Consider the following 20325-nt stretch of genomic DNA (forward strand, 5'->3'; position numbering starts at 1 on the left):
CGTCCTCGTCATCTCTTCTTCAGGGGAAGCAGTGCGCTGATCCGGAAGCCGCCGCCCGGACGCGGGCCCGCGTCCAGGGTTCCGCCGACCATACCGATCCGCTCGCGCATGCCGATCAGTCCGTGCCCGGCGCCGTCCGCGCCGCCGTCCTCGTACAGTTCGTGGGCCGCGCCCCGGCCGTCGTCCTCGATCAGCAGGCCGAGCCCGTCGTCGAAGTAGACCAGCCGGACGCTGGCCTTCGCCTCGGGGCCGCCGTGCTTGCGGGTGTTGGTCAGCGCCTCCTGCACGATCCGGTACGCCGTCAGCTCGACCCCGCTGGGGAGTGGGCGCGGGGCGCCCTCGACCTCGAAGTCGACCGCGAGCCCCGCTGCCCGTACCTGCTCGACCAGGACCTCGATCTGCTCGACGTCGGGCTGGGGCACGTAGTCCTCGGACTCCTGCGGTTCGCCGGTGCGCAGGACGCCCAGCAGCCGTCGCATCTCGGCGAGGGCCTGGCGGCCGGTGCCGGAGATGGTCTGGAGTGCTTCCTTGGCCTGTTCGGGGGCCACGTCCATGACGTAGGCCGCCCCGTCCGCCTGGACCACCATCACCGAGACGTTGTGCGCGACGACGTCGTGCAGCTCGCGGGCGATCCGGGCCCGCTCGGCTGCCACCGCCACCTTGGCCTGGGCCTCGCGCTGGTTCTCCAGGCGCTGGTTCCGTTCGACGAGCTGGTCGTAGTAGGCCCGGCGGGTGCGCACGGAGTCGCCGAGCACCCAGGCGAGGGCGAACGGGACGATCGCGAACAGCACGAAGATGAAGTTGTCGCGCAGGTTGCCCGTGTCCACCGCGAAGCGCACGGCGTACAGGGGGGAGGCGAGGAATCCGATGGCGAGCGCGGTACGGGACATCCGGCGCGAGACCTCGGAGGAGGCCCCGACCGTGTAGAGGATGATCAGCATCGCGAGGTCGGCGTAGTTCGCCTCGGTGTGGGTGATCAGCTGGTAGGCGCCGGTGCCGGTGGCCAGCCAGAACATCGCCCGGGTCCACTTGCGGCGCAGGGCCACCACGACGCTCATCGCCACCACCGCGGGGACGGCGAGCAGCCGTGCGGTGGTGCTGTGGGAACTGTCGTCGGCGACCTCCAGCATCCCGATCCCGAAGAGGAGGACAGCCCAGAAGCTGTCGACGCCCGTCGGGTGTCTGCGGAGGAAGTCGTAGAGGCGCTGCACGTAACCCAGAGTAGGGAACGGTGATAGGTGCTGGAGTCAACCAGAGGTTCGAACCTCGCCTCGGGGGCGTACTCCCGAAGGTGGAGTTGAGCTTAGCCTTTGTGGGGTGAGCACCCAGGGTGGACATCCGACTCCGGTCCGGTGGCGGGACGCGATGGACGCCGCCCTGTACGGGCCCGGCGGCTTCTACGTGCGTCCGGGCGGGCCCGGGCCCGCCGGGCACTTCCGTACGTCGGTGCACGCCTCCGCCCTGTACGCGGGAGCGGTGGCACGGCTGCTGCGCTGGGTGGACGCGGAGCTCGGGCACCCGCCGGGGCTGGACCTGGTCGACGTGGGGGCCGGGCGCGGGGAGCTGCTGGCCGGGGTGCTGGCCGCGCTGGAGCCGGAGACGGCCGCGCGGGTGCGTCCGTACGCCGTGGAGCGGGCGGAGCGGCCCGCGGGGCTCGACCCGCGGATCCGCTGGGTCGCGGCACCGCCCGAAGGGGCGACGGGGCTGCTGTTCGCCAACGAGTGGCTGGACAACGTGCCGCTGGAGATCGCGGAGGACGGTCGCTACGTCCTGGTCGCCCCGGACGGTACGGAGAGCCCCGGCGGCCCGCTGGACGACGCGGACCGGGCCTGGCTGGAGCGGTGGTGGCCGGGTGGCGGCGGGGCGGATACCGGTGGGGCGGAGACAGGCCGCGCCGAGATCGGGCGGGCCGAGATCGGGCGGGCCGAGATCGGGCGGGCGCGCGACGAGGCCTGGGCGGCGGCCGTGGCCGGCCTGGAGCGGGGGCTGGCGGTGGCGGTGGACTACGGCCACACCCGGGACGCGAGGCCGCCGTACGGCACGCTGACGGGCTTCCGCGCGGGCCGGGAGGTCCGGCCCGTCCCGGACGGCAGCTGCGATGTCACCGCGCACGTGGCGCTGGACTCCTGCGCGGGGCCGGGAGCGGTGCTGCTGACGCAGCGCGAGGCCCTGACGGGGCTCGGGGTCTCGGGCGCCCGTCCCGCGCTGGGGCTGGCCTCTGCCGATCCGGTGGCGTACGTGCGGGGGCTGGCGGCTGCCGGAGAAGCCGCCGAGCTCACCGCACGCGGCGGGCTCGGCGACTTCTTGTGGCTCTGCCAGCCGGTGGGCATCAAGGCCTGGGCCGGGGGAGGCACCGGCTGACGCGGACCTGCGGCGCCGTTGCCGGGGCGCTGCCCCGGACCCCGCGCCTCAAACGCCGGCGGGGCTGGATGTGGCGGGGCCGGGACCCGGGGCTCCGCCCCGGACCCCGCGCCTCAAACGCCGGTGGGGCTGATTCTGCTACTGGTTGACCTCGTCGTGGCCCTCGTGGAGGCCGCCGCCGCTGCCCGAGCCGTTCGTCGGCGTCGAGACGACCGGCTTCGACAGCGGGGCCAGGTCGTGCGCGTAGTGGCCGACCGCGTTCGCGATGACGTCGACGTTGATGTCGAGCGCCTTCTGGTCGATGTTGGTGATGTCGTCACCCTTGCCGTGGTAGTTCACGTCGTAGGCGACGCCCGCCTGGCCGCCGAACTTCGCGGCCTGCTCCGGGGTCTTGATGCCCTCGGCGCCGGTGAAGGTGCCGCCGGAGGGGATGCCGACCTCGATGAACGGGCCGTAGTCCGAGCGGCCGGAGAAGTCCGTGCCCTCGTGCGGGATCTTCTTGGAGTCGAGGAAGTCGGTGATCCCCTTCTCCAGCTGGGCGGAGCCGGCCGGGCCGGGGCCCGCGCCGGTGGCGTCCGAGTCGTCGCCGTCGTAGACGAAGTACGCGGAGTTCGGCGAGGCGATCATGTCGAAGTTCAGGTAGAGCTTGATCTGCTTCTTCTGCTCGTCCGTCAGCCCGGCGACGTACGCCTCCGAGCCGAGCAGGCCGAACTCCTCCGCCGACCACCAGGCGAACTTGACCTTGTTCTTGACCTTCTTCTGCTCGCTCGCGAGCCGCTGGGCGACCTGGAGGATGCCCGCCGAGCCGGAGCCGTTGTCGTTGATGCCCGGGCCGGCCGCGACCGAGTCGAGGTGCGCGCCGAGGAAGACGGTGTTGTTCTCGTCGCCGCCCTTGGTCTCGGCGATCACGTTGAACGTCTTGCGGTTCTCGCGCAGCTCGCGGATGTCGAGGGTGACCTCGACCGGACCGGCGGCGGCCTCGGCGGCGAGCTTCTCGCCGTCCTCCTGGGTGATGCCGCCCGTCGGGACCTTGCCCAGCGTCGGGTCGCCGAGGGTGCCGTTCAGGGCGCCCGCGGTGTTGTTGTAGATGATCGCGCCGACCGCGCCGGCGGTCGCCGCGTTCTGCTGCTTCACCGCGAAGGTGCAGCCGCCGCGCTTGACTAGGGCGATCTTGCCGGTGAAGGTGCCGGAGGCGAAGTCGCCGGGCTCGCAGCCGTTCGTCCCGTCCGCGTCGACGGGGGCGACGGCGACCGGGGCCGTCACACCGCCCTCCGGGGAGTTCGCCGTGTAGGTCATCAGGTGGATCGGTACGTCGCGCCCGTTCGCGCCGCCCACCGTCAGCTTCTGCTCGATGGTCTCGACGTAGACGAAGTCGAACTCGTTGCGGGTGACCGTGTACCCGGCCCCCTTCAGCACGGCCTCGATGTACTTGGCCGACTGCTCGTGGCCCTTGGAACCGGCCACGCGGGTGCCGTTGTTGTAGTCCGCGAGGGACTGCAGGACCTTGAGGTGGTTGTAGGCGCCCTTGCCGGTCGCGTCCTTGACCAGCTTCTTGGCGAGCGCGTCACCGCGGGCGGCGTCGCTCTGCGGGCTCCCGGTGGCTCCGGCCGGTCCGGCGAGCAGCAGCGGTGAGACGAGGGCCGCTGCGGCCAGGGCGGCGGTTGCTGCGGCTATACGGCGTGAGGGCATGAAGGTCCTTCCACGACAAAGGCGAGCAGGGCGGGCGGATCTGGGCACAGCAAGGCACAGCAGGGCACAGCGTGGTGACGCGTGGTGCGACCGAAACGCAGAATCGGTGTGCGTCAGGTGGGGAAACAGTGAGCGCACGTTAGACAGCAAGTGGCCACCAAGGCCAGGGTTTTCGCTGTTTTCGGTTTATGAATTCCGTATATCGGTGACTCTGCGCCGATCAAATCCGGCCAATCGCCCGCCGGTTCCGCCTAGCGCAGGATGCCCTCGATGAAGTCGGAGCCGATGCGGGCGACCGCACCCAGGTCCAACTGGTGCTGGGCGTAGCGGCCTTGCCGTCGCGTGTGCATCAGGCCGGCCTTCTTCAGGACGGACAGATGCCGTGACACCTCCGGCGCGGTGATTCCGTACACGGTCGCCAGTTCGCTCGTCGTGTACGGGGCCCGCGCCAGACTCCGGCACAGCAGCATCCGCATGGGATGGGCCAGTGCCTCCATCCGCCGCTGGAGCAGCTCCACCGAGCCCGGCGCGGAGACCGGTTCGGAGGTGCCGAGCGGATAGTGGACCACCGGCCGCCAGCCCGGTGCGTGCACCACGAGCAGGTGCGGCCAGCCGAAGTTGGTCGGCACGAAGACGAGGCCGCTGCCTATTCGGGGGTCGGTCGCGGTCGCCGCCCCGTGGACCATCTTGTCGACCGTGATGGTGGTGAGGCCCTCGTCGACGCTGAGCGCCGCCGAGACCTCCCTCAGCGCGGCCGGCAGCCCCTTGCGGCGCAGCAGTTCGGTCTTGTGCCGGGCGTCGGCGCTCTGCCCCGGCTCCACGCGCTTCCAGGTCTCCGCGAAGAAGGCCTCGTCGCAGTCCTCCAGGAGCCGGCGCATCCACACCCGTACGCCGGCGGTGTCGTCCAGCAGGCGTACGGAGAACTCCAGCTGGTGGGGGCCGCGGGCGGCGGCCACCTCCAGCGCCTTGGCCCGGGCCGCCGGGTTCGTGAGCGGGGACGGGCCGCCGCCCTCGTTGTAGAGCGCCAGCCAGCAGTGCTCCAGGGCGGCCGTCACGAACTGCTCGTCGTCCAGCCGGTCGAGTACGTCGAGCTCCTCGGCCAGGGTCCCGGCGGGTACCCCGGTCCCGCCGGCGATCCCGGCGAAGGCCATGAAGATGTCGGAGAAGGAGCTCCGCCACATGAACTCGCCCTCCAGCAGCCGGTCCGCGAGGCACGGATCGAGCGAGGCGGCGGTGGCCGTGGTCCAGGAGGTGAGCGCGGGGTGATGGGCGGGCTGGGAGAGCGCGTGCAGCGCCATGCAGAGCTCCGCGAGCGGGGAGGGGGCGAAGGTGATCCGCTCTGCGGGGAGTCCGGCGATGTCGATCGTGACGCTCATCAGGCCATTCTGTCGTCCCGCTCACCGAGAGTGGCGCCGGGTGGACCGTCCGGCGCCGCCGTACGAGTGGCCGCGGGCGGTCCGGCGCGGCGGCCGGACGAGTGATCGTTTGCCTGGGGAGCGGCCGCGGGGAGCCGTCGATTGACGGGGAACGTCAACTGTCGTGCGCGGTGCCGCCGACGGGGTGAGGGTAGAGCTATGAGCGCGATCGAGCAGTACCTCATAGACACCTGGCGGGCCTCCCAGCACGGCGACCCGATGCCCCCGCCTCCCGGCCGCGACGACGTCGCCGTGCTGCGCGAGATCCGGTCGTACGAGCAGGTCAAAGCCGTGGTGGAGGGCCGCCCGGCCGGCCACCCGTGGCGCGCGGCCCTGCGCCGGATGCTGAGCCGGCCCCGCGCGTGCTGAAACGCCACCGGCTGGTGGACCCGGCCCCCGCGCCGGACCGGGCCGGTCGGCTGCGCCGGGGCCGGGGGCCGGTTGGGCCGGTTCGGCCGCACCCTATTCAGCCCCTCCGGCGTTTGAGGAGCGGGGTGCGGGGCGGAGCCCCGGGAGCCGGCCGGATCAGTCGAAGTTCGGCGCGTTGCGTTCGTAGACCAGTCGCAGTCCGATCAGCGTCAGCCACGGTTCGTGGTCGTCGATCACCGAGGACTCGCCCAGCACCATCGGCGCCAGCCCGCCCGTCGCGATGACGCGGACGTCGTCCGGGTCGCCGTTCGGTCCGGCCAGTTCCTTCGCCATCCGGGCCACGACCCCGTCGACCTGGCCCGCGAAGCCGTAGACCACACCCGACTGCATCGCCTCGACCGTGGACTTGCCGATCACGTTGCGCGGGCGGGCCAGTTCGATCTTGCGGAGCTGGGCGCCGCGGACGCCGAGGGCCTCCATGGAGATCTCGATGCCCGGGGAGATCACCCCGCCCACGTACTCGCCCTTCGTGGACACCGCGTCGAAGGTGGTCGCCGTACCGAAGTCGACCACGATCGCCGGGCCCCCGTAGAGCTCGACCGCCGCGACCGCGTTGATGATGCGGTCCGCGCCGACCTCCTTCGGGTTGTCCATGAGGATCGGCACGCCCGTCTTGATGCCCGGCTCCACCAGCACCGCCGGCACGTCGCCGTAGTAGCGCCGGGTGACCTCGCGCAGCTCGTGCAGGACCGACGGCACCGTCGAGCAGATCGCGATGCCGTGGATGCCGTCGCCCAGCTCGTTGCCGAGCATCGGGTGCATGCCCATCAGGCCCTGCATCAGCACGGCCATCTCGTCGGCCGTGCGCCGCGGGTCGGTCGAGATGCGCCAGTGCTCGACGATCTCGTCACCGTCGAACAGGCCCAGGACCGTGTGGGTGTTGCCTACGTCGATGGTGAGGAGCACGGGTTACACCGCCTCGCGCAGATCGAGGCCGATGTCGAGGATCGGCGAGGAGTGGGTCAGCCCGCCGACGGCCAGGTAGTCCACGCCGGTCTCCGCGTACGCCCGGGCGGTGTCCAGGGAGAGGCGGCCCGAGGACTCCAGCACCGCGCGCCCGGCCACCAGGGCCACGGCCTCGGCGGTCTGCGCGACCGTGAAGTTGTCCAGCAGGATCAGGTCGGCGCCGGCCTCCAGGACCTCGCCGATCTGCTCCAGGGTGTCGACCTCGACCTCGATGGGGAGCTCCGGGAAGGCCTCCCGCACGGCCTTGAAGGCCTGCGCGACCCCGCCCGCCGCCACCACGTGGTTGTCCTTGACCAGCGCGGCGTCCGACAGCGACATCCGGTGGTTGACGCCGCCGCCGCAGCGCACCGCGTACTTCTCCAGCGCGCGCAGGCCCGGCGTGGTCTTGCGGGTGTCGCGGACCTTCGCCCCGGTGCCCTCCAGCACGTCCGCCCAGCGGCGGGTGGCCGTCGCGATGCCGGACAGCCGGCACAGGATGTTCAGCGCGCTGCGCTCCGCCGTGAGCAGGTCGCGGGTGCGCGAGCGCACCGACAGCAGCAGCTGCCCGGCCTCGACGCTGTCGCCGTCCTCCGCGTGCCGTTCCACCTCGAAGGCCTCCGTGCACACCACGGAGAACACGGCCTCGGCGATCCGCAGACCGGCCACGACGCCGCTCTCGCGCGCGACGAAGTCGGCGATCGCCTCGGCCTCCTCGGGCACCGTGGCGACGGTGGTGACGTCCACGCCGCCGTCCAGGTCCTCGGAGAGCGCCATGTGCGCGATGTCCTCGACCTCGATGGGGTCCAGGCCCGCGTCGGCCAGCAGCTGGGCCAGCGCCGGGTCCAGGCCGCTCTCCTCGCCGTCACCGCAGGCGCAGTCGTCGCCGCAGCCGCCGTCGTTCTGGTCGATCAGGGGAAGTTCGGGGGTGCTCACGGTCACTGCTCCAGGCTCGGGGTGCTCAGGGGGTGCACGGACGGGAAGTCCGCGGAGTCGGTGGGTACGACGACCAGGGCCCGCTTCTCGGTCGCCGAGAGCCGGACGACGAGATGACGCCGCCAGTCGGCATCGTCCCGGTCCGGGTGGTCCTCGCGCCAGTGGCAGCCGCGGGTCTCCTCGCGCCGCTGCGCGGCGGCGACCAGGACCCGTGCCACGCACAGCAGGTTCGTGGCCTCCCAGGTGTCCACACCCGGCTCGGCGGTCTTGCCGTGCGCTTCCAGGTCGTTCAGGGCGGTCGCGTACAGCGCTTCGAGGGCCTCGGCGGCCGTGGCCAGCGAGGCGGCGGAGCGGAGCACGCCCGCGCCCTCCGTCATGATCCGCTGGACCTCGTGGCGGGCCGGGGCGGGCTGCAGCGGGCCGGTCGCCGGGACCGGGACGACCGGGCCGTTGCCGCCGAAGCGCTGCGCGGCGATGTCGTCGGCGATCCGCTCGGCGAAGACCAGGCCCTCCAGCAGCGAGTTGGAGGCGAGCCGGTTCGCGCCGTGCACACCGGTGCAGGCGACCTCGCCGCAGGCGTACAGGCCGCGGACGGTGGTCCGCCCGTGCAGGTCGGTCCGTACGCCGCCGGACGCGTAGTGCGCGGCGGGCGCGACCGGGATCGGCTCGGTCACCGGGTCGATGCCGTGCGAGCGGCAGGCGGCGAGGATCGTCGGGAAGCGCTGCTCCCACATCTCGGCGCCGAAGTGCCGGGCGTCCAGGTACATGTGCTGCGCGCCCTGCTCCTGCATGCGGCGCATGATGCCCTTGGCGACGATGTCGCGCGGGGCGAGTTCGGCGAGCTCGTGCTGGCCGACCATGAAGCGGACGCCGTCCGCGTCGACGAGGTACGCGCCCTCCCCGCGGACCGCCTCCGACACCAGCGGCTGCTGCCCCTCGGCGTCCGGGCCGAGGAAGAGCACCGTCGGGTGGAACTGCACGAACTCCAGGTCGGAGACCTCGGCGCCGGCGCGCAGCGCGAGCGCCACGCCGTCACCGGTGGACACCGACGGGTTGGTGGTGGCGGAGAAGACCTGGCCCATGCCGCCGGTCGCGAGGATCACGGCGGGCGCGTGGACGGCGCCGACGCCGTCGTGCTGGCCCTCGCCCATCACGTGCAGCGTGACTCCGGCCGTACGGCCCTGCGCGTCGTGCAGCAGGTCCAGTACGAGGGCGTTCTCGACGGTCTCGATGCCCGCGGCCTGGACCGCCTCGACGAGGGCCCGGGAGATCTCGGCGCCGGTGGCGTCGCCGCCCGCGTGCGCGATGCGCCGCCGGTGGTGGCCGCCCTCGCGGGTCAGTTCTATCTCGCCGGTCTCCGCCGAGGTGTCGAAGACCGCGCCCGCGGCCATCAACCGCCGTACCGCGTCCGGGCCTTCGGTGACGAGCAGCCGTACGGCCGCCTCGTCGCACAGGCCCGCGCCCGCGACCAGGGTGTCGTCGAGGTGCTGCTCGGGGGTGTCGCCGTCGCCGAGGGCCGCGGCGATGCCGCCCTGGGCCCAGCGGGTGGAGCCGTCGTCGAGCCGGGCCTTGGTGACCACGACGGTACGGCGGCCCGCGGCGGCGCAGCGCAGTGCGGCGGTCAGGCCCGCCACGCCGGAACCGACGACCACGACATCGGCGTCGAGGGACCAGCCGGGGGCGGGCGCGTGCAGGCGTATGCCGGTGCCCGCGGCCGTGTCTCCGCCGTCGCTGCCTGCGGGGCCTCTGCCTGGGGTGCTCACGAGTGTGCTCCGAATTCCAATGGGATGTTGTCGATCAGCCGGGTCGCGCCCACCTTCGCGGCGACGGCCAGCACGGCCTGCCCGGTGAAGTCGGGACCGGCCTCGGTGAAGTCCTGCGGGTCCACCAGCGCCAGGTAGTCCAGGTCGAGCGGCGGCTCGTGGCGGCCCGCCTCCTCCAGGACGTGCAGCGCGGCGGCCCGTACGGCGTCCGGCAGCCCCCCGCCCGCGGCCGAGACGGCGTGCGCGTCGGCCGAGGCGCGGATCTCGCCCAGCCGGGCCAGGGCGGTGGCCCGCTCGTCGCTGGCCGGGGAGGCCTCGGCGCGGGCGCGCAGCGCCGCCTGCGCGGCGAGCCGGTCCTGTCCGGCGAACAGGGCGCGGGACAGGGCCAGGGCGGTGTGCCGCTCGGCGGGGGAGAGGTAGCGGTTGCGGGACGACAGGGCGAGACCGTCCTCCTCGCGGACGGTCGGTACGCCGGCCACCTCGACGGGGAAGTTCAGGTCGGTCACCATCCGCCGGATCAACGCCAGTTGCTGGGCGTCCTTCTGGCCGAAGAGGGCCAGGTCGGGGCGGGTGAGGTGGAGCAGCTTGGCGACGACGGTCAGCATTCCGTCGAAGTGGCCGGGGCGGGTGGCCCCTTCGAGGCGCTCGCCCATCGGCCCGGCCGTGATCCGCACCTGCGGGTCGCCGCCCGGGTAGACCTCGTCGACGGACGGCGCGAACACCGCGTCGGCGCCCGCCCCTTCGGCGATCCGCAGATCGGCGTCGAGGGTGCGCGGATAGCGGTCGAGGTCCTCGTTCGCCCCGAACTGCAGCGGGTTGACGAAGACGGTGACGACGACCTGGCCGCCCGGCCCGGCCTGTTCGCGGGCGGTACGGATCAGGGTGGCGTGGCCCTCGTGCAGGGCGCCCATCGTCATCACCACCGCGCGGCGGCCGGCGCGCGCGAGGCCGTGCAGCTCCTGGGCGGTGTGCAGCAGCTGGGTCACTGGTGGCCCCCGTCGGCGTCCGTGTCGGCGAGCACGCCGAGCAGGTCCTCGGCGAGTTCGGGCTTGAGCAGACCGTGCGCGAGGGCCCGGTCGGCGGTGGTGCGGGCCATCGCCAGGTATCCGGCGACCGCGCCCGGCGCGTGTCTGCGCAGCTCCGAGACGTGCGCGGCGACGGTACCGGCGTCTCCGCGGGCCACCGGACCGGTCAGGGCGCCGTCGCCGGAGCGCAGGGCGTTGTCGAGGGCCGCGCCGAGCAGTGGGCCGAGCATCCGGTCGGGGTGCTCGACCCCGGCCTTGGCCAGCAGCTCCATCGACTGGGCGACCAGCGTGACCAGGTGGTTCGCGCCGAGGGCGAGGGCCGCGTGGTAGAGCGGACGGTTCTCCTCCGCGATCCACTCGGGCTCCCCGCCCATCTCGATGACCAGGGCCTCGGCGGCGAGCCGCAGCTCCTCGGGGGCGGTGATGCCGAAGGAGCAGCCGGCCAGGCGCTGCACGTCGACCTCGGTGCCGGTGAAGGTCATCGCGGGGTGCAGGGCCAGCGGCAGGGCGCCCGCGCGGCGCGCCGGGTCGAGCACGGCGGTCCCGTACCGGCCCGAGGTGTGCACGACGAGCTGGCCGGGCCGGATCGCGCCGGTCTCGGCCAGGCCCTCCACCAGGGAGGGCAGCACGTCGTCGGGGACGGTGAGGAGCACCAGCTCGGCCCGCTCCAGCACCTGCGCGGGCGGCACGAGCGGCACGTCGGGCAGCATCCGCGCGGCCCGGCGCACGGACGCGTCGGACACTCCGGAGACGGCGACGGGCCGGTGCCCGGCCTGCTGGAGCGCGCGGGCCAGCGCCGGACCGACACGGCCGGCTCCGACGACGCCGACGGCGAGCCGGGCAGGGCGTGGCTGCTGTGAGGAATTCACGCGGGGAGGGCCTTCCGTTCCAGTCCGCGGGGGGTACCGGACGATACGCCGCCATGCTAGCTCCTGGGGCAATTGGCCGGACGGCGACGACGTGGGTGAGGATCGGGCTCCATGAGCGACGACAGTGACGACACGGAACGTACGAAGCGGCAGGTGGCGGCCTGGCGCGGAGCGGAGCGCAGGCTGTCGCGCAGCCTGCTCGAACCCACGGTGGGGGAGCTGCTCGCCGCGCTCGCCGAAGCCCCGTACGCCATGGACGGACCGGCCGACGTGTACGGCGACGGGGTCGTGGAGACGCTGGAACGCCGGGTCGCGGAGCTGCTCGGCACGCAGGACGCGGCGTTCTTCCCCAGCGGGACGATGGCCCAGCAGATCGCGCTGCGCTGCTGGGCGGGCCGCACCGGGAACCCGGTGGTGGCACTGCACCCGATGAGCCATCCGGAGCGGTGGGAGGGCGACGCGCTGTCGAACGTCTCCGGGCTGCGGGTGGTGCACCCGACGACGGAGGCCCGCCAGCCGACGCCCGCGGAGGTCGGGGCGGTCCGGGAGCCCTTCGGCACGCTGATGCTGGAGCTGCCGTTGCGGGACGCCGGTTTCCTCCTGCCCACCTGGGAGGAGCTGCAGGCGCTGGTCGAGGCGGCCCGCGAGCGGGAGGCGGTGGTCCACTTCGACGGGGCCCGCCTGTGGGAGTCCACCGTCCACTTCGGACGCCCGCTGCCGGAGATCGCCGGGCTCGCGGACTCGGTGTACGTCTCCTTCTACAAGTCGCTGGGGGGCCTCAGCGGGGCCTGCCTGGCCGGGCCGCGGGAGTTCGTGGAGGAGACCCGGGTCTGGCGCCACCGGTACGGCGGCCAGATCTTCCGGCAGTTCCCGCAGGCCCTGTCCGCGCTGGCCGGACTGGAACGGGAACTGCCCCGGCTGCCGTCGTACGTGGCCCAGGCGCGGCTGGTGGCCGGGGCGCTGCGCTCGGCGTTCGAGGAGTCGCAGGTCCCGTGGGCCCGGATCCACCCGGAGGAGCCGCACACGCACCAGTTCCAGGTGTGGCTGCCGTACGGGGCGGACCGCCTGACGGAGGCGGGCCTGCGGCTCGCGGAGGAGACGGGCACGGTCCTCTTCCGCCGGTGGTCCCCCGACGGGCCGCCGGGTCTCGCGGTGACGGAACTGGAGATCACCGAGCCGGGCCTGTCCTGGACGGAGTCCGACGTGAAGCGGGCCGCCGCCGACTTCGTGGCGCGGCTCTAGGCCCTGTCCGGGCCGTCTCTTCCGGATCTTTCGGCGGGGCGGGACGGACTTGTGCACGGCTTCGCCACGAATCACCGAATTCCGGGAAACTCATCGGTCCGGGCCGGTGTCGGAGTTACCGTCCATCGACGGCAATTACCGGCCACCGTTGCCCGGAGGAGACACCATGACCGCTCAGCCCACGTGGCGGAAGTCCTCGTTCTGCGGTGAGGGCGACGCCTGCGTCTACGTCGCCACCGCCCCCGGAGCCCTCGTCAAGGTCGCCGACCGCGTCGACCCCGCGCACCTCGTGCTCGCCACGACCCAGGCCGCCTGGGCCGATTTCATCCGCGCCGTGAAGGAAACCGCCGCGCCGTAACGGCTCACCCTCAGGGGATTTTGTCCGATTAGCGCGTATCTTCGGCCCATGCCCACGCCCTACGGATCCCGCGGCGGCATGGCGTTCAGCGCTGCTGAGCTGCACGTGCTCAGGCGTCTCCTCGCCCACGCCCTTCAGTCCTCCCCGGCCCCCCTGGCGGCCGCGGAGGTCCAGGACTGCCTGCACCTCGCGCAGGCGGTGGACGATGCGGTCCAGGAGGCGGGGCGGCTCAGAGCGTTCCTCCTCGACGACCTCGCCCGCTACCGGGGCGCCCTGCCCGGCAGCCTCTCCGGCTACCTGGAGCTGCTGCAGGACGCCCTGGCCGCCGGCTACGAACCGGCCCCCGACGACCTCGCCGCCCTGCGCGCGCTCCGCGCCAATCCGGTCGCGGCGGCGCTGCTGGAGCGGGCCCAGGTCGTCGCGGAGCGCTCCGTACGCCGGCGGCTGTCGACGACCCCCGCGCCCCGGACCCGCCTGCTGGCGCTGGCCGGCGGGCGGGAGGAGCAGCCGAAGCCGGCTCCGCGGCCCAAGGAGCCGCCGAGTCCCGAGTCGCCGCGCCCCGAGCGGCCGGTTCCCACCCCCGGCGAGGTGTTCCCGCCGCGCCGCAAGCCCACCCCGCCCCCGGCGGCCGGGCGGGCCGTCGGGTAGCTACGCTGTGGGGCATGGACTACGTCTCCGCGCTCGTGCCCCCCGTCGTGATGGCCGCGTTCTTCATCGCTCTCGTGGTGACGATCGTGAAGAGCCAGGGCGGCGCCAACAAGGCCAAGGAAGACGCCGCGGTCGACGCCGTGATCGCCCGGGCCGAGTCCGCGCGCCAGCAGCAGTAGCCCTCCGGGCGACGGGAGTGCGGCCGCACCGGCCGCACTCCCGATTTTGTCGCGCGTTGCCGAGCGAATAGTCGGGCAATTCCGCACAAGCAGCACTATCGTGCTGTTGTGCCTCGCCCCTTGGGAGAACTCGAAGACGCCGTCATGACGCGGGTGTGGCAGTGGAACCGCCCGGTCACCGTTCGTGAAGTACTGGAAGATCTCCAGCAGGAACGGTCCATCGCGTACACCACGGTCATGACCGTTATGGACAATCTTCATCAGAAGGGCTGGGTCCGCCGGGAAGCCGAAGGCCGCGCCTATCGATATACGGCGGTCTCCACCCGCGCCGCCTACTCGGCCGCACTGATGAACGAAGCCTGGTCGACGAGCGACAACCCCGCGGCCGCCCTCGTCGCCTTCTTCGGCATGATGTCGGCGGAACAGCGGGAAGCACTCAGGGACGCCGTACGGGTCGTCCAGCACGACGGCGAGTCCGGCGCCGAGGCCACGGCTGAAGCTCCCGCCGAACCCTCTGCCGAACTCCCCGCCGAACCCCCCGCCGAACTCCCCGCTCCGCAGGAAGCCGAAGGGGACTCCGCCGAGCGCCCGCAGGAGCCGGGGCGATAGCGTCCGCAGCCATGGGAGAGTTTTCCTCTGCACACGCAGAAACAGTGACGATCCGCCGTGCCCGCACCGGTGATGTTCCCGAGCTGCGCCGCCTCCTCGACCAGTACGTGCAGCAGCGGATCCTGCTGGACAAAGCCCCGGTCGTCCTTTACGAGGACATCCAGGAGTTCTGGGTCGCGGAACGCGACTCCGACAGTCAGGTGGTCGGCTGCGGCGCTCTCCACGTGATGTGGGAAGACCTTGCCGAAGTGCGTACTCTCGCCGTGGACCGCGGCTTGAAGGGCGCCGGTGTCGGCCACAAGGTGCTGCAGCAGTTGTTGCGGACCGCCCGCACGCTCGGGGTGAGCCGGGTTTTCTGCCTGACCTTCGAAGTCGAGTTCTTCGCGAAGCACGGCTTCGTCGAGATCGGCGAGACCCCGGTCGACACCGATGTCTACATGGAGCTCCTGCGTTCCTATGACGAGGGTGTCGCCGAGTTCCTCGGTCTCGAACGAGTGAAGCCGAACACCTTGGGCAACAGTCGGATGCTTCTGCACCTCTGATCGATGGCCTACGCTTTTCCGTCGATCAGCAACCTGTGGCCTATGTCCGAATCGCGTATGTTTCCCGCCCTGTTGCGGTCCTGAACCTCTCCCCGGGGGTTTGTGTTTTCCAGGCAAAAGCGGTTTCCTTTCCACGTACTGCTTTTCGATGAAAGGAAATCCCGGTGGCACAGAAGGTTCAGGTCCTTCTTGTCGACGACCTCGACGGTGGCGAGGCGGACGAGACGGTGACGTTCGCTCTGGATGGCAAGACCTACGAGATCGACCTCACCACCGCCAACGCTGAAAAGCTCCGCGGTCTGCTCGACCCGTACACCAAGGGCGGCCGCCGCACCGGTGGCCGTGCCTCCGCGGCACGTGCCAAGGGTCGCGCCTCGGCGACGACCGGCAACCCGGACACCGCGGAGATCCGCGCGTGGGCCAAGGAGAACGGTTACAACGTGAACGACCGCGGCCGCGTCCCGGCCGAGATCCGCGAGGCCTACGAAAAGGCCAAGGGCTGACGGACCCCCGCCGTACGCCGTCCCAGGCGGGCCCGGTGGCATTCCGTCGCCGCCGCCGCCACCAGGCGTACGAGATCGGGCCCGGCGGTGCCCTTTCCGGGGCCGGGTCCGGCGGCCCGCCCGGGACCGGGCAGGGCCGGCAGCAGTGCTTCACACCCCTGCTCGGGGGGTCGCAGCCACACAGCGGCTCCCCGAGGGCTTTCTCCCAGGGGTTGCCCCGGGGGAGCCGGGGCGGTGATCCGGCCACCCGCACCCAGGGCGGTCAGGTCCAGGGCGACCCCGCCCCACTCCAGCCAGTCGAGCAACCCCTCCAGCTCGTCTGCGCTCCCCGCGGCCACCAGGAACCGCATCCGGCGCCCCATGAGCGCCACCGGGCCCGTGGCGACCGGCCTGCGCAGCAGGGCCGCTCCCGCGTCGGACGGCAGCTCCAGCACGTCGAACCGGACCCCGGTCGAGAGCAGGCCGGGCGGACCGCCCGTGACGGTCCAGCCGAGCACCTTCTCGTACCACGAGGCGTACGCACGCTCCTCGGGTGCGACGCGGGGCGGCGGGACGGTCGGCACGACGGTGAGGGCCATGCCCGGAGCAACTCGCGAAACGCCCCGGGGTTACGCTCGCCGTGACACACCGCACTCACTCATATGCGGAACGTAAACGTCCGTGGCAGCGGAGTCCCACATTCGGGACGGAACTGTGTTCGCCCTTAGCTGAGGGGACCGGTGCCGGGGGCATGGAGTGTCAGTCCTTACGGGTAAGACATTCCTAGTGGATCGGGGCGACACGCTGATTTGACGGGCTTCCGTTCGCCGTCGGCGTACACGCATGACGGGTATCTGCCTGGCCTGCGGGAACATCGTCTCGCACCATCGAGTTGGAGCAGTTGTCGGCTCTTCAAGCCGGTTTTCCCGCTGATGCAGGGGTGAGCCGAGGACGGATGTCGGCAGTTGGAATGAGCTGTCCCGCCCCGCGGGACTAGCATGCGGAAGGACAGGGCGGGGACCGACCCCGAACTGCCCGACCGCTCTGAGGAGCGATAAACGATGTTCGAGAGGTTCACCGACCGCGCGCGGCGGGTTGTCGTCCTGGCTCAGGAAGAAGCCCGGATGCTCAACCACAACTACATCGGCACCGAGCACATCCTCCTGGGCTTGATCCACGAGGGTGAGGGTGTCGCCGCTAAGGCCCTGGAGAGCCTCGGGATTTCGCTCGAGGCTGTTCGCCAGCAGGTTGAGGAGATCATCGGACAGGGGCAGCAGGCCCCTTCCGGCCACATCCCCTTCACCCCGCGGGCGAAGAAGGTCCTGGAGCTTTCGCTCCGAGAGGCCCTCCAGCTCGGCCACAACTACATCGGCACCGAGCACATCCTGCTCGGCCTGATCCGCGAGGGCGAGGGCGTCGCCGCCCAGGTCCTCGTGAAGCTGGGCGCCGATCTCAACCGAGTCCGGCAGCAGGTCATCCAGCTGCTCTCCGGCTACACCGGCGGGGGCAAGGAGTCGGCCACGGCCGGCGGCCCGGCCGAGGGCACGCCCTCGACCTCGCTCGTCCTGGACCAGTTCGGCCGCAACCTCACCCAGGCGGCCCGCGAATCCAAGCTCGACCCGGTCATCGGGCGCGAGAAGGAGATCGAGCGGGTCATGCAGGTGCTGTCCCGCCGTACGAAGAACAACCCGGTCCTCATCGGCGAGCCCGGCGTCGGCAAGACCGCCGTCGTCGAGGGCCTGGCGCAGGCGATCGTCAAGGGCGAGGTCCCCGAGACCCTCAAGGACAAGCACCTCTACACGCTTGACCTCGGCGCCCTGGTCGCCGGTTCCCGCTACCGCGGTGACTTCGAGGAGCGCCTGAAGAAGGTGCTCAAGGAGATCCGCACCCGCGGCGACATCATCCTGTTCATCGACGAGCTCCACACCCTCGTGGGTGCGGGCGCCGCCGAGGGCGCGATCGACGCCGCCAGCATCCTCAAGCCCATGCTGGCCCGTGGTGAGCTCCAGACCATCGGTGCCACGACGCTGGACGAGTACCGCAAGCACCTCGAGAAGGACGCGGCCCTCGAGCGCCGCTTCCAGCCGATCCAGGTGGCGGAGCCTTCCCTCCCCCACACGATCGAGATCCTCAAGGGCCTGCGCGACCGCTACGAGGCCCACCACCGCGTCTCCATCACGGACGAGGCCCTCGTCCAGGCGGCGACGCTGGCGGACCGCTACATCTCGGACCGCTTCCTCCCGGACAAGGCGATCGACCTGATCGACGAGGCCGGCTCCCGGATGCGCATCCGCCGGATGACCGCACCGCCGGACCTCCGCGAGTTCGACGAGAAGATCGCGGCCGTGCGCCGCGACAAGGAGTCGGCCATCGACTCCCAGGACTTCGAGAAGGCGGCTTCTCTCCGCGACAAGGAGAAGCAGCTGCTGGCGGGGAAGACCAAGCGCGAGAAGGAATGGAAGGCCGGCGACATGGACGTCGTCGCCGAGGTCGACGGCGAGCTCATCGCCGAAGTCCTCGCGACCGCGACCGGCATTCCCGTCTTCAAGCTCACCGAGGAGGAGTCCTCGCGACTGCTCCGCATGGAGGACGAGCTCCACCGTCGGGTCATCGGCCAGAAGGACGCCATCAAGGCGCTCTCCCAGGCGATCCGCCGTACCCGTGCGGGTCTGAAGGACCCGAAGCGCCCGGGTGGCTCGTTCATCTTCGCCGGCCCGTCCGGTGTCGGTAAGACCGAGCTCTCGAAGACGCTCGCCGAATTCCTCTTCGGTGACGAGGACGCGCTGATCTCCCTCGACATGTCGGAGTTCAGCGAGAAGCACACGGTTTCCCGTCTCTTCGGTTCGCCCCCCGGCTACGTGGGCTACGAAGAGGGCGGCCAGCTCACCGAGAAGGTGCGCCGGAAGCCGTTCTCCGTCGTCCTCTTCGACGAGGTCGAGAAGGCCCACCCGGATATCTTCAATTCCCTTCTCCAGATCCTGGAGGACGGTCGTCTGACCGACTCCCAGGGCCGGGTCGTGGACTTCAAGAACACGGTCATCATCATGACGACCAACCTGGGTACCCGGGACATCTCGAAGGGCTTCAACCTCGGCTTCGCGGCCGTGGGCGACACCAAGACCGGCTACGAGCGGATGAAGGCGAAGGTCAACGAAGAGCTCAAGCAGCACTTCCGGCCCGAGTTCCTCAACCGTGTCGACGACACGGTCGTCTTCCACCAGCTCACCGAGGAAGACATCATCCAGATCGTCGACCTGATGATCGCGAAGGTCGACGAGCGCCTGAAGGACCGCGACATGGGCATCGAGCTGAGCGGTGACGCGAAGCTCCTGCTCGCCAAGCGCGGCTACGACCCGATCCTGGGTGCCCGGCCGCTGCGCCGGACCATCCAGCGCGAGATCGAGGACGTCCTGTCGGAGAAGATCCTCTTCGGCGAGCTGCGTCCCGGTCACATCGTGGTCGTCGGCAAGGAGGGTGAGGGCGAGGAAGCCAAGTTCACCTTCCGCGGCGAGGAGAAGTCGGCTCTGCCGGACCTCCCCCCGATCGAGGCCACGGGCTCCGGCCCGGACCTGTCGAAGGGCGCGTAAGCGCGACCGAGCACCAAAGGGGCGGCCCCGGGACTGAGAAGTCCCGGGGCCGCCCCTTTTCCCGTGGACGCTCCAGGGGGCCGCCCGCGCCCCCAGGAAGCCCCGGAGGGTCCGGCGGGACGAACTCTGCCGGGTCCACCCGTCGGGGCCCGGAGCGTGCGGGCGAAGGCGCGCGGGCGGGGCTTCGGCGTCCACGTCGCCGGAGCGTCGTGGGGTTGCCCGCCGATGGTCCCGGACGGGGCGGGTCGAAGGTCCCGGGCCGGTGACAAGCCGCACAGAACAAAACGGACGTACTAGGTGGATTCGTAGATCCAAAGGGGCTTCGGAAGGGACCTTCGTCCCAGCAGGGAGGCCGTCAACCGGGCGCATCACACCCGCCCGGCTACGAGTCCCGGTAGTAATCGGGACATTTGGGGAAGTCCCCGGCCGCGGGTTACCAAAGGTGAGCCAACCCGGCACACGTTCCAACGTGCCGGGTCACTTCATGCCCGTGGTGGGCGTGAACCGCCCTTGTCCCCGGCCCCGGAGGTCTGCACATGTCCGCGAAGCGCGTCAGCACCCGTCGTACCCGTATCGCCGTCGGCACCACCGCTCTCGGTGCGGTGCTGGCCCTGGGGGCCGGGACGACCGCCGCGTTCGCCGACACCGCGCAGACGGCCCTCGCCGGTACCGCCGAGCTGGTCGCCCAGCAGGCCTCCGCCCAGGCCGGCGCCGCCGCCGCGGCCGCCAAGGCCGAGGCGAAGCCCGCTGCGAAGACCGCCTCGAAGACCGGTCTGTGGGACAAGCCGCTGGAGAAGTACACGCTGTCCGCGACCTTCGGCAAGGGCGGCAGCATGTGGTCGCACAAGCACTCCGGCCAGGACTTCGCCGTCCCGGTCGGCACCTCGGTCAAGTCCGCGGCCGCCGGTGTCGTCGTCAAGGCCGGCCCGAACGGCGGCGGCGACGGCCCCGCCTACGGCAACGCCATCGTGATCAAGCACGCGAACAACACGTACTCGCAGTACGCGCACCTCTCGAAGATCCAGGTCAAGATCGGCCAGAAGGTCGCCGCCTCCCAGCGCATCGCGCTGTCGGGCAACACCGGCAACTCCAGCGGCCCGCACCTGCACTTCGAGATCCGCACCACCCCGAACTACGGCTCGGCCGTCAACCCGGTGGCCTTCCTGCGCACCGTCGGCGTCAGCGTCTGATCAACGGCTGACCGACAGCTGACCGACAGGTCCCCGTGACCGTCGCCACGACCCGGCCC

20 protein-coding genes are annotated in these 20325 nt (G+C 71.4%); 11 read left to right on the forward strand and 9 right to left on the reverse strand.

Annotated features, from left to right (window positions below; translation table 11 throughout):
• Positions 1 to 8 precede the first annotated feature (8 nt).
• On the reverse strand, positions 9 to 1211 hold the full coding sequence (locus AB0D29_RS02345) for a sensor histidine kinase (protein WP_362851760.1): 1203 nt from the start codon (positions 1209 to 1211) through the stop codon (positions 9 to 11).
• A gap of 154 nt (positions 1212 to 1365) precedes the next feature.
• On the opposite strand from AB0D29_RS02345, the gene AB0D29_RS02350 reads away from it, so the two are divergent.
• Positions 1366 to 2361 carry an SAM-dependent methyltransferase gene (locus AB0D29_RS02350; RefSeq protein ID WP_362851805.1) on the forward strand — a complete coding sequence of 332 codons (996 nt, stop codon included), beginning with the start codon at positions 1366 to 1368 and terminating at the stop codon, positions 2359 to 2361.
• Positions 2362 to 2499: 138 nt separating this feature from the next.
• Here AB0D29_RS02350 and AB0D29_RS02355 read toward each other — a convergent pair whose 3' ends face one another.
• Positions 2500 to 4050 carry a M28 family metallopeptidase gene (locus AB0D29_RS02355; RefSeq protein ID WP_362851761.1) on the reverse strand — a complete coding sequence of 517 codons (1551 nt, stop codon included), beginning with the start codon at positions 4048 to 4050 and terminating at the stop codon, positions 2500 to 2502.
• A 251-nt stretch (positions 4051 to 4301) separates the two neighbouring features.
• Complete coding sequence (locus AB0D29_RS02360; RefSeq protein WP_362851762.1) at positions 4302 to 5426, reverse strand: DUF5937 family protein; 1125 nt, start codon at positions 5424 to 5426, stop codon at positions 4302 to 4304.
• A gap of 198 nt (positions 5427 to 5624) precedes the next feature.
• On the opposite strand from AB0D29_RS02360, the gene AB0D29_RS02365 reads away from it, so the two are divergent.
• Positions 5625 to 5834: a hypothetical protein gene (locus AB0D29_RS02365; RefSeq protein WP_351298321.1), complete on the forward strand. Its 210-nt coding sequence runs from the start codon at positions 5625 to 5627 to the stop codon at positions 5832 to 5834.
• A 156-nt stretch (positions 5835 to 5990) separates the two neighbouring features.
• Here AB0D29_RS02365 and AB0D29_RS02370 read toward each other — a convergent pair whose 3' ends face one another.
• The 5 genes from AB0D29_RS02370 to AB0D29_RS02390 are packed head-to-tail and all read right to left on the reverse strand — an operon-like array spanning position 5991 to position 11429.
• The gene (locus tag AB0D29_RS02370; RefSeq protein WP_362801357.1) at positions 5991 to 6800 is read right to left on the reverse strand and encodes a type III pantothenate kinase; all 810 of its coding nucleotides are present in this window, start codon (positions 6798 to 6800) and stop codon (positions 5991 to 5993) included.
• Positions 6801 to 6803: 3 nt separating this feature from the next.
• Positions 6804 to 7772, reverse strand: a complete 969-nt coding sequence (gene nadC, locus AB0D29_RS02375) for a carboxylating nicotinate-nucleotide diphosphorylase (protein ID WP_362851763.1) — start codon at positions 7770 to 7772, stop codon at positions 6804 to 6806.
• A 2-nt stretch (positions 7773 to 7774) separates the two neighbouring features.
• Positions 7775 to 9535: an L-aspartate oxidase gene (locus AB0D29_RS02380; protein WP_362851764.1), complete on the reverse strand. Its 1761-nt coding sequence runs from the start codon at positions 9533 to 9535 to the stop codon at positions 7775 to 7777.
• Complete coding sequence (gene panC / locus AB0D29_RS02385) at positions 9532 to 10521, reverse strand: pantoate--beta-alanine ligase (RefSeq protein ID WP_362851765.1); 990 nt, start codon at positions 10519 to 10521, stop codon at positions 9532 to 9534. The genes AB0D29_RS02380 and panC overlap by 4 nt, the downstream gene beginning before the upstream one ends.
• Positions 10518 to 11429 carry a DUF2520 domain-containing protein gene (locus tag AB0D29_RS02390; RefSeq protein WP_362851766.1) on the reverse strand — a complete coding sequence of 304 codons (912 nt, stop codon included), beginning with the start codon at positions 11427 to 11429 and terminating at the stop codon, positions 10518 to 10520. The genes panC and AB0D29_RS02390 overlap by 4 nt, the downstream gene beginning before the upstream one ends.
• Positions 11430 to 11540: 111 nt before the next feature.
• Here AB0D29_RS02390 and AB0D29_RS02395 point away from each other — a divergent pair, with 111 nt between their 5' ends.
• The 7 genes from AB0D29_RS02395 to AB0D29_RS02425 all read left to right on the forward strand — a co-directional run bounded on the left by AB0D29_RS02395 (position 11541) and on the right by AB0D29_RS02425 (position 15510).
• Positions 11541 to 12671, forward strand: a complete 1131-nt coding sequence (locus tag AB0D29_RS02395; protein WP_362851767.1) for a beta-eliminating lyase-related protein — start codon at positions 11541 to 11543, stop codon at positions 12669 to 12671.
• A 166-nt stretch (positions 12672 to 12837) separates the two neighbouring features.
• On the forward strand, positions 12838 to 13029 hold the full coding sequence (locus tag AB0D29_RS02400) for a DUF397 domain-containing protein (protein WP_319732881.1): 192 nt from the start codon (positions 12838 to 12840) through the stop codon (positions 13027 to 13029).
• A 48-nt stretch (positions 13030 to 13077) separates the two neighbouring features.
• The gene (locus AB0D29_RS02405; protein ID WP_351587365.1) at positions 13078 to 13677 is read left to right on the forward strand and encodes a hypothetical protein; all 600 of its coding nucleotides are present in this window, start codon (positions 13078 to 13080) and stop codon (positions 13675 to 13677) included.
• 14 nt (positions 13678 to 13691) lie between these two features.
• The gene (locus tag AB0D29_RS02410) at positions 13692 to 13856 is read left to right on the forward strand and encodes a hypothetical protein (RefSeq protein ID WP_362851768.1); all 165 of its coding nucleotides are present in this window, start codon (positions 13692 to 13694) and stop codon (positions 13854 to 13856) included.
• A gap of 108 nt (positions 13857 to 13964) precedes the next feature.
• The gene (locus AB0D29_RS02415) at positions 13965 to 14465 is read left to right on the forward strand and encodes a BlaI/MecI/CopY family transcriptional regulator (protein ID WP_362851769.1); all 501 of its coding nucleotides are present in this window, start codon (positions 13965 to 13967) and stop codon (positions 14463 to 14465) included.
• Between the two features lie 11 nt (positions 14466 to 14476).
• Complete coding sequence (locus tag AB0D29_RS02420; protein WP_362851770.1) at positions 14477 to 15007, forward strand: amino-acid N-acetyltransferase; 531 nt, start codon at positions 14477 to 14479, stop codon at positions 15005 to 15007.
• Positions 15008 to 15171: 164 nt separating this feature from the next.
• Complete coding sequence (locus tag AB0D29_RS02425) at positions 15172 to 15510, forward strand: Lsr2 family protein (protein WP_362851771.1); 339 nt, start codon at positions 15172 to 15174, stop codon at positions 15508 to 15510.
• Here AB0D29_RS02425 and AB0D29_RS02430 read toward each other — a convergent pair.
• Positions 15489 to 16088: an SCO3374 family protein gene (locus AB0D29_RS02430; RefSeq protein WP_362851772.1), complete on the reverse strand. Its 600-nt coding sequence runs from the start codon at positions 16086 to 16088 to the stop codon at positions 15489 to 15491. The genes AB0D29_RS02425 and AB0D29_RS02430 overlap by 22 nt on opposite strands.
• Positions 16089 to 16550: 462 nt before the next feature.
• Here AB0D29_RS02430 and AB0D29_RS02435 point away from each other — a divergent pair, with 462 nt between their 5' ends.
• Complete coding sequence (locus AB0D29_RS02435; RefSeq protein WP_362851773.1) at positions 16551 to 19076, forward strand: ATP-dependent Clp protease ATP-binding subunit; 2526 nt, start codon at positions 16551 to 16553, stop codon at positions 19074 to 19076.
• Positions 19077 to 19612: 536 nt separating this feature from the next.
• Entirely contained in the window at positions 19613 to 20266 is a 654-nt protein-coding gene (locus AB0D29_RS02440; protein WP_362851774.1) for a M23 family metallopeptidase, read from the forward strand.
• The last annotated feature ends 59 nt before the right edge of the window (positions 20267 to 20325 follow it).

The sequence above is a fragment of the Streptomyces sp. NPDC048424 genome (assembly GCF_040651555.1).
Taxonomy (GTDB): Bacteria; Actinomycetota; Actinomycetes; order Streptomycetales; family Streptomycetaceae; genus Streptomyces.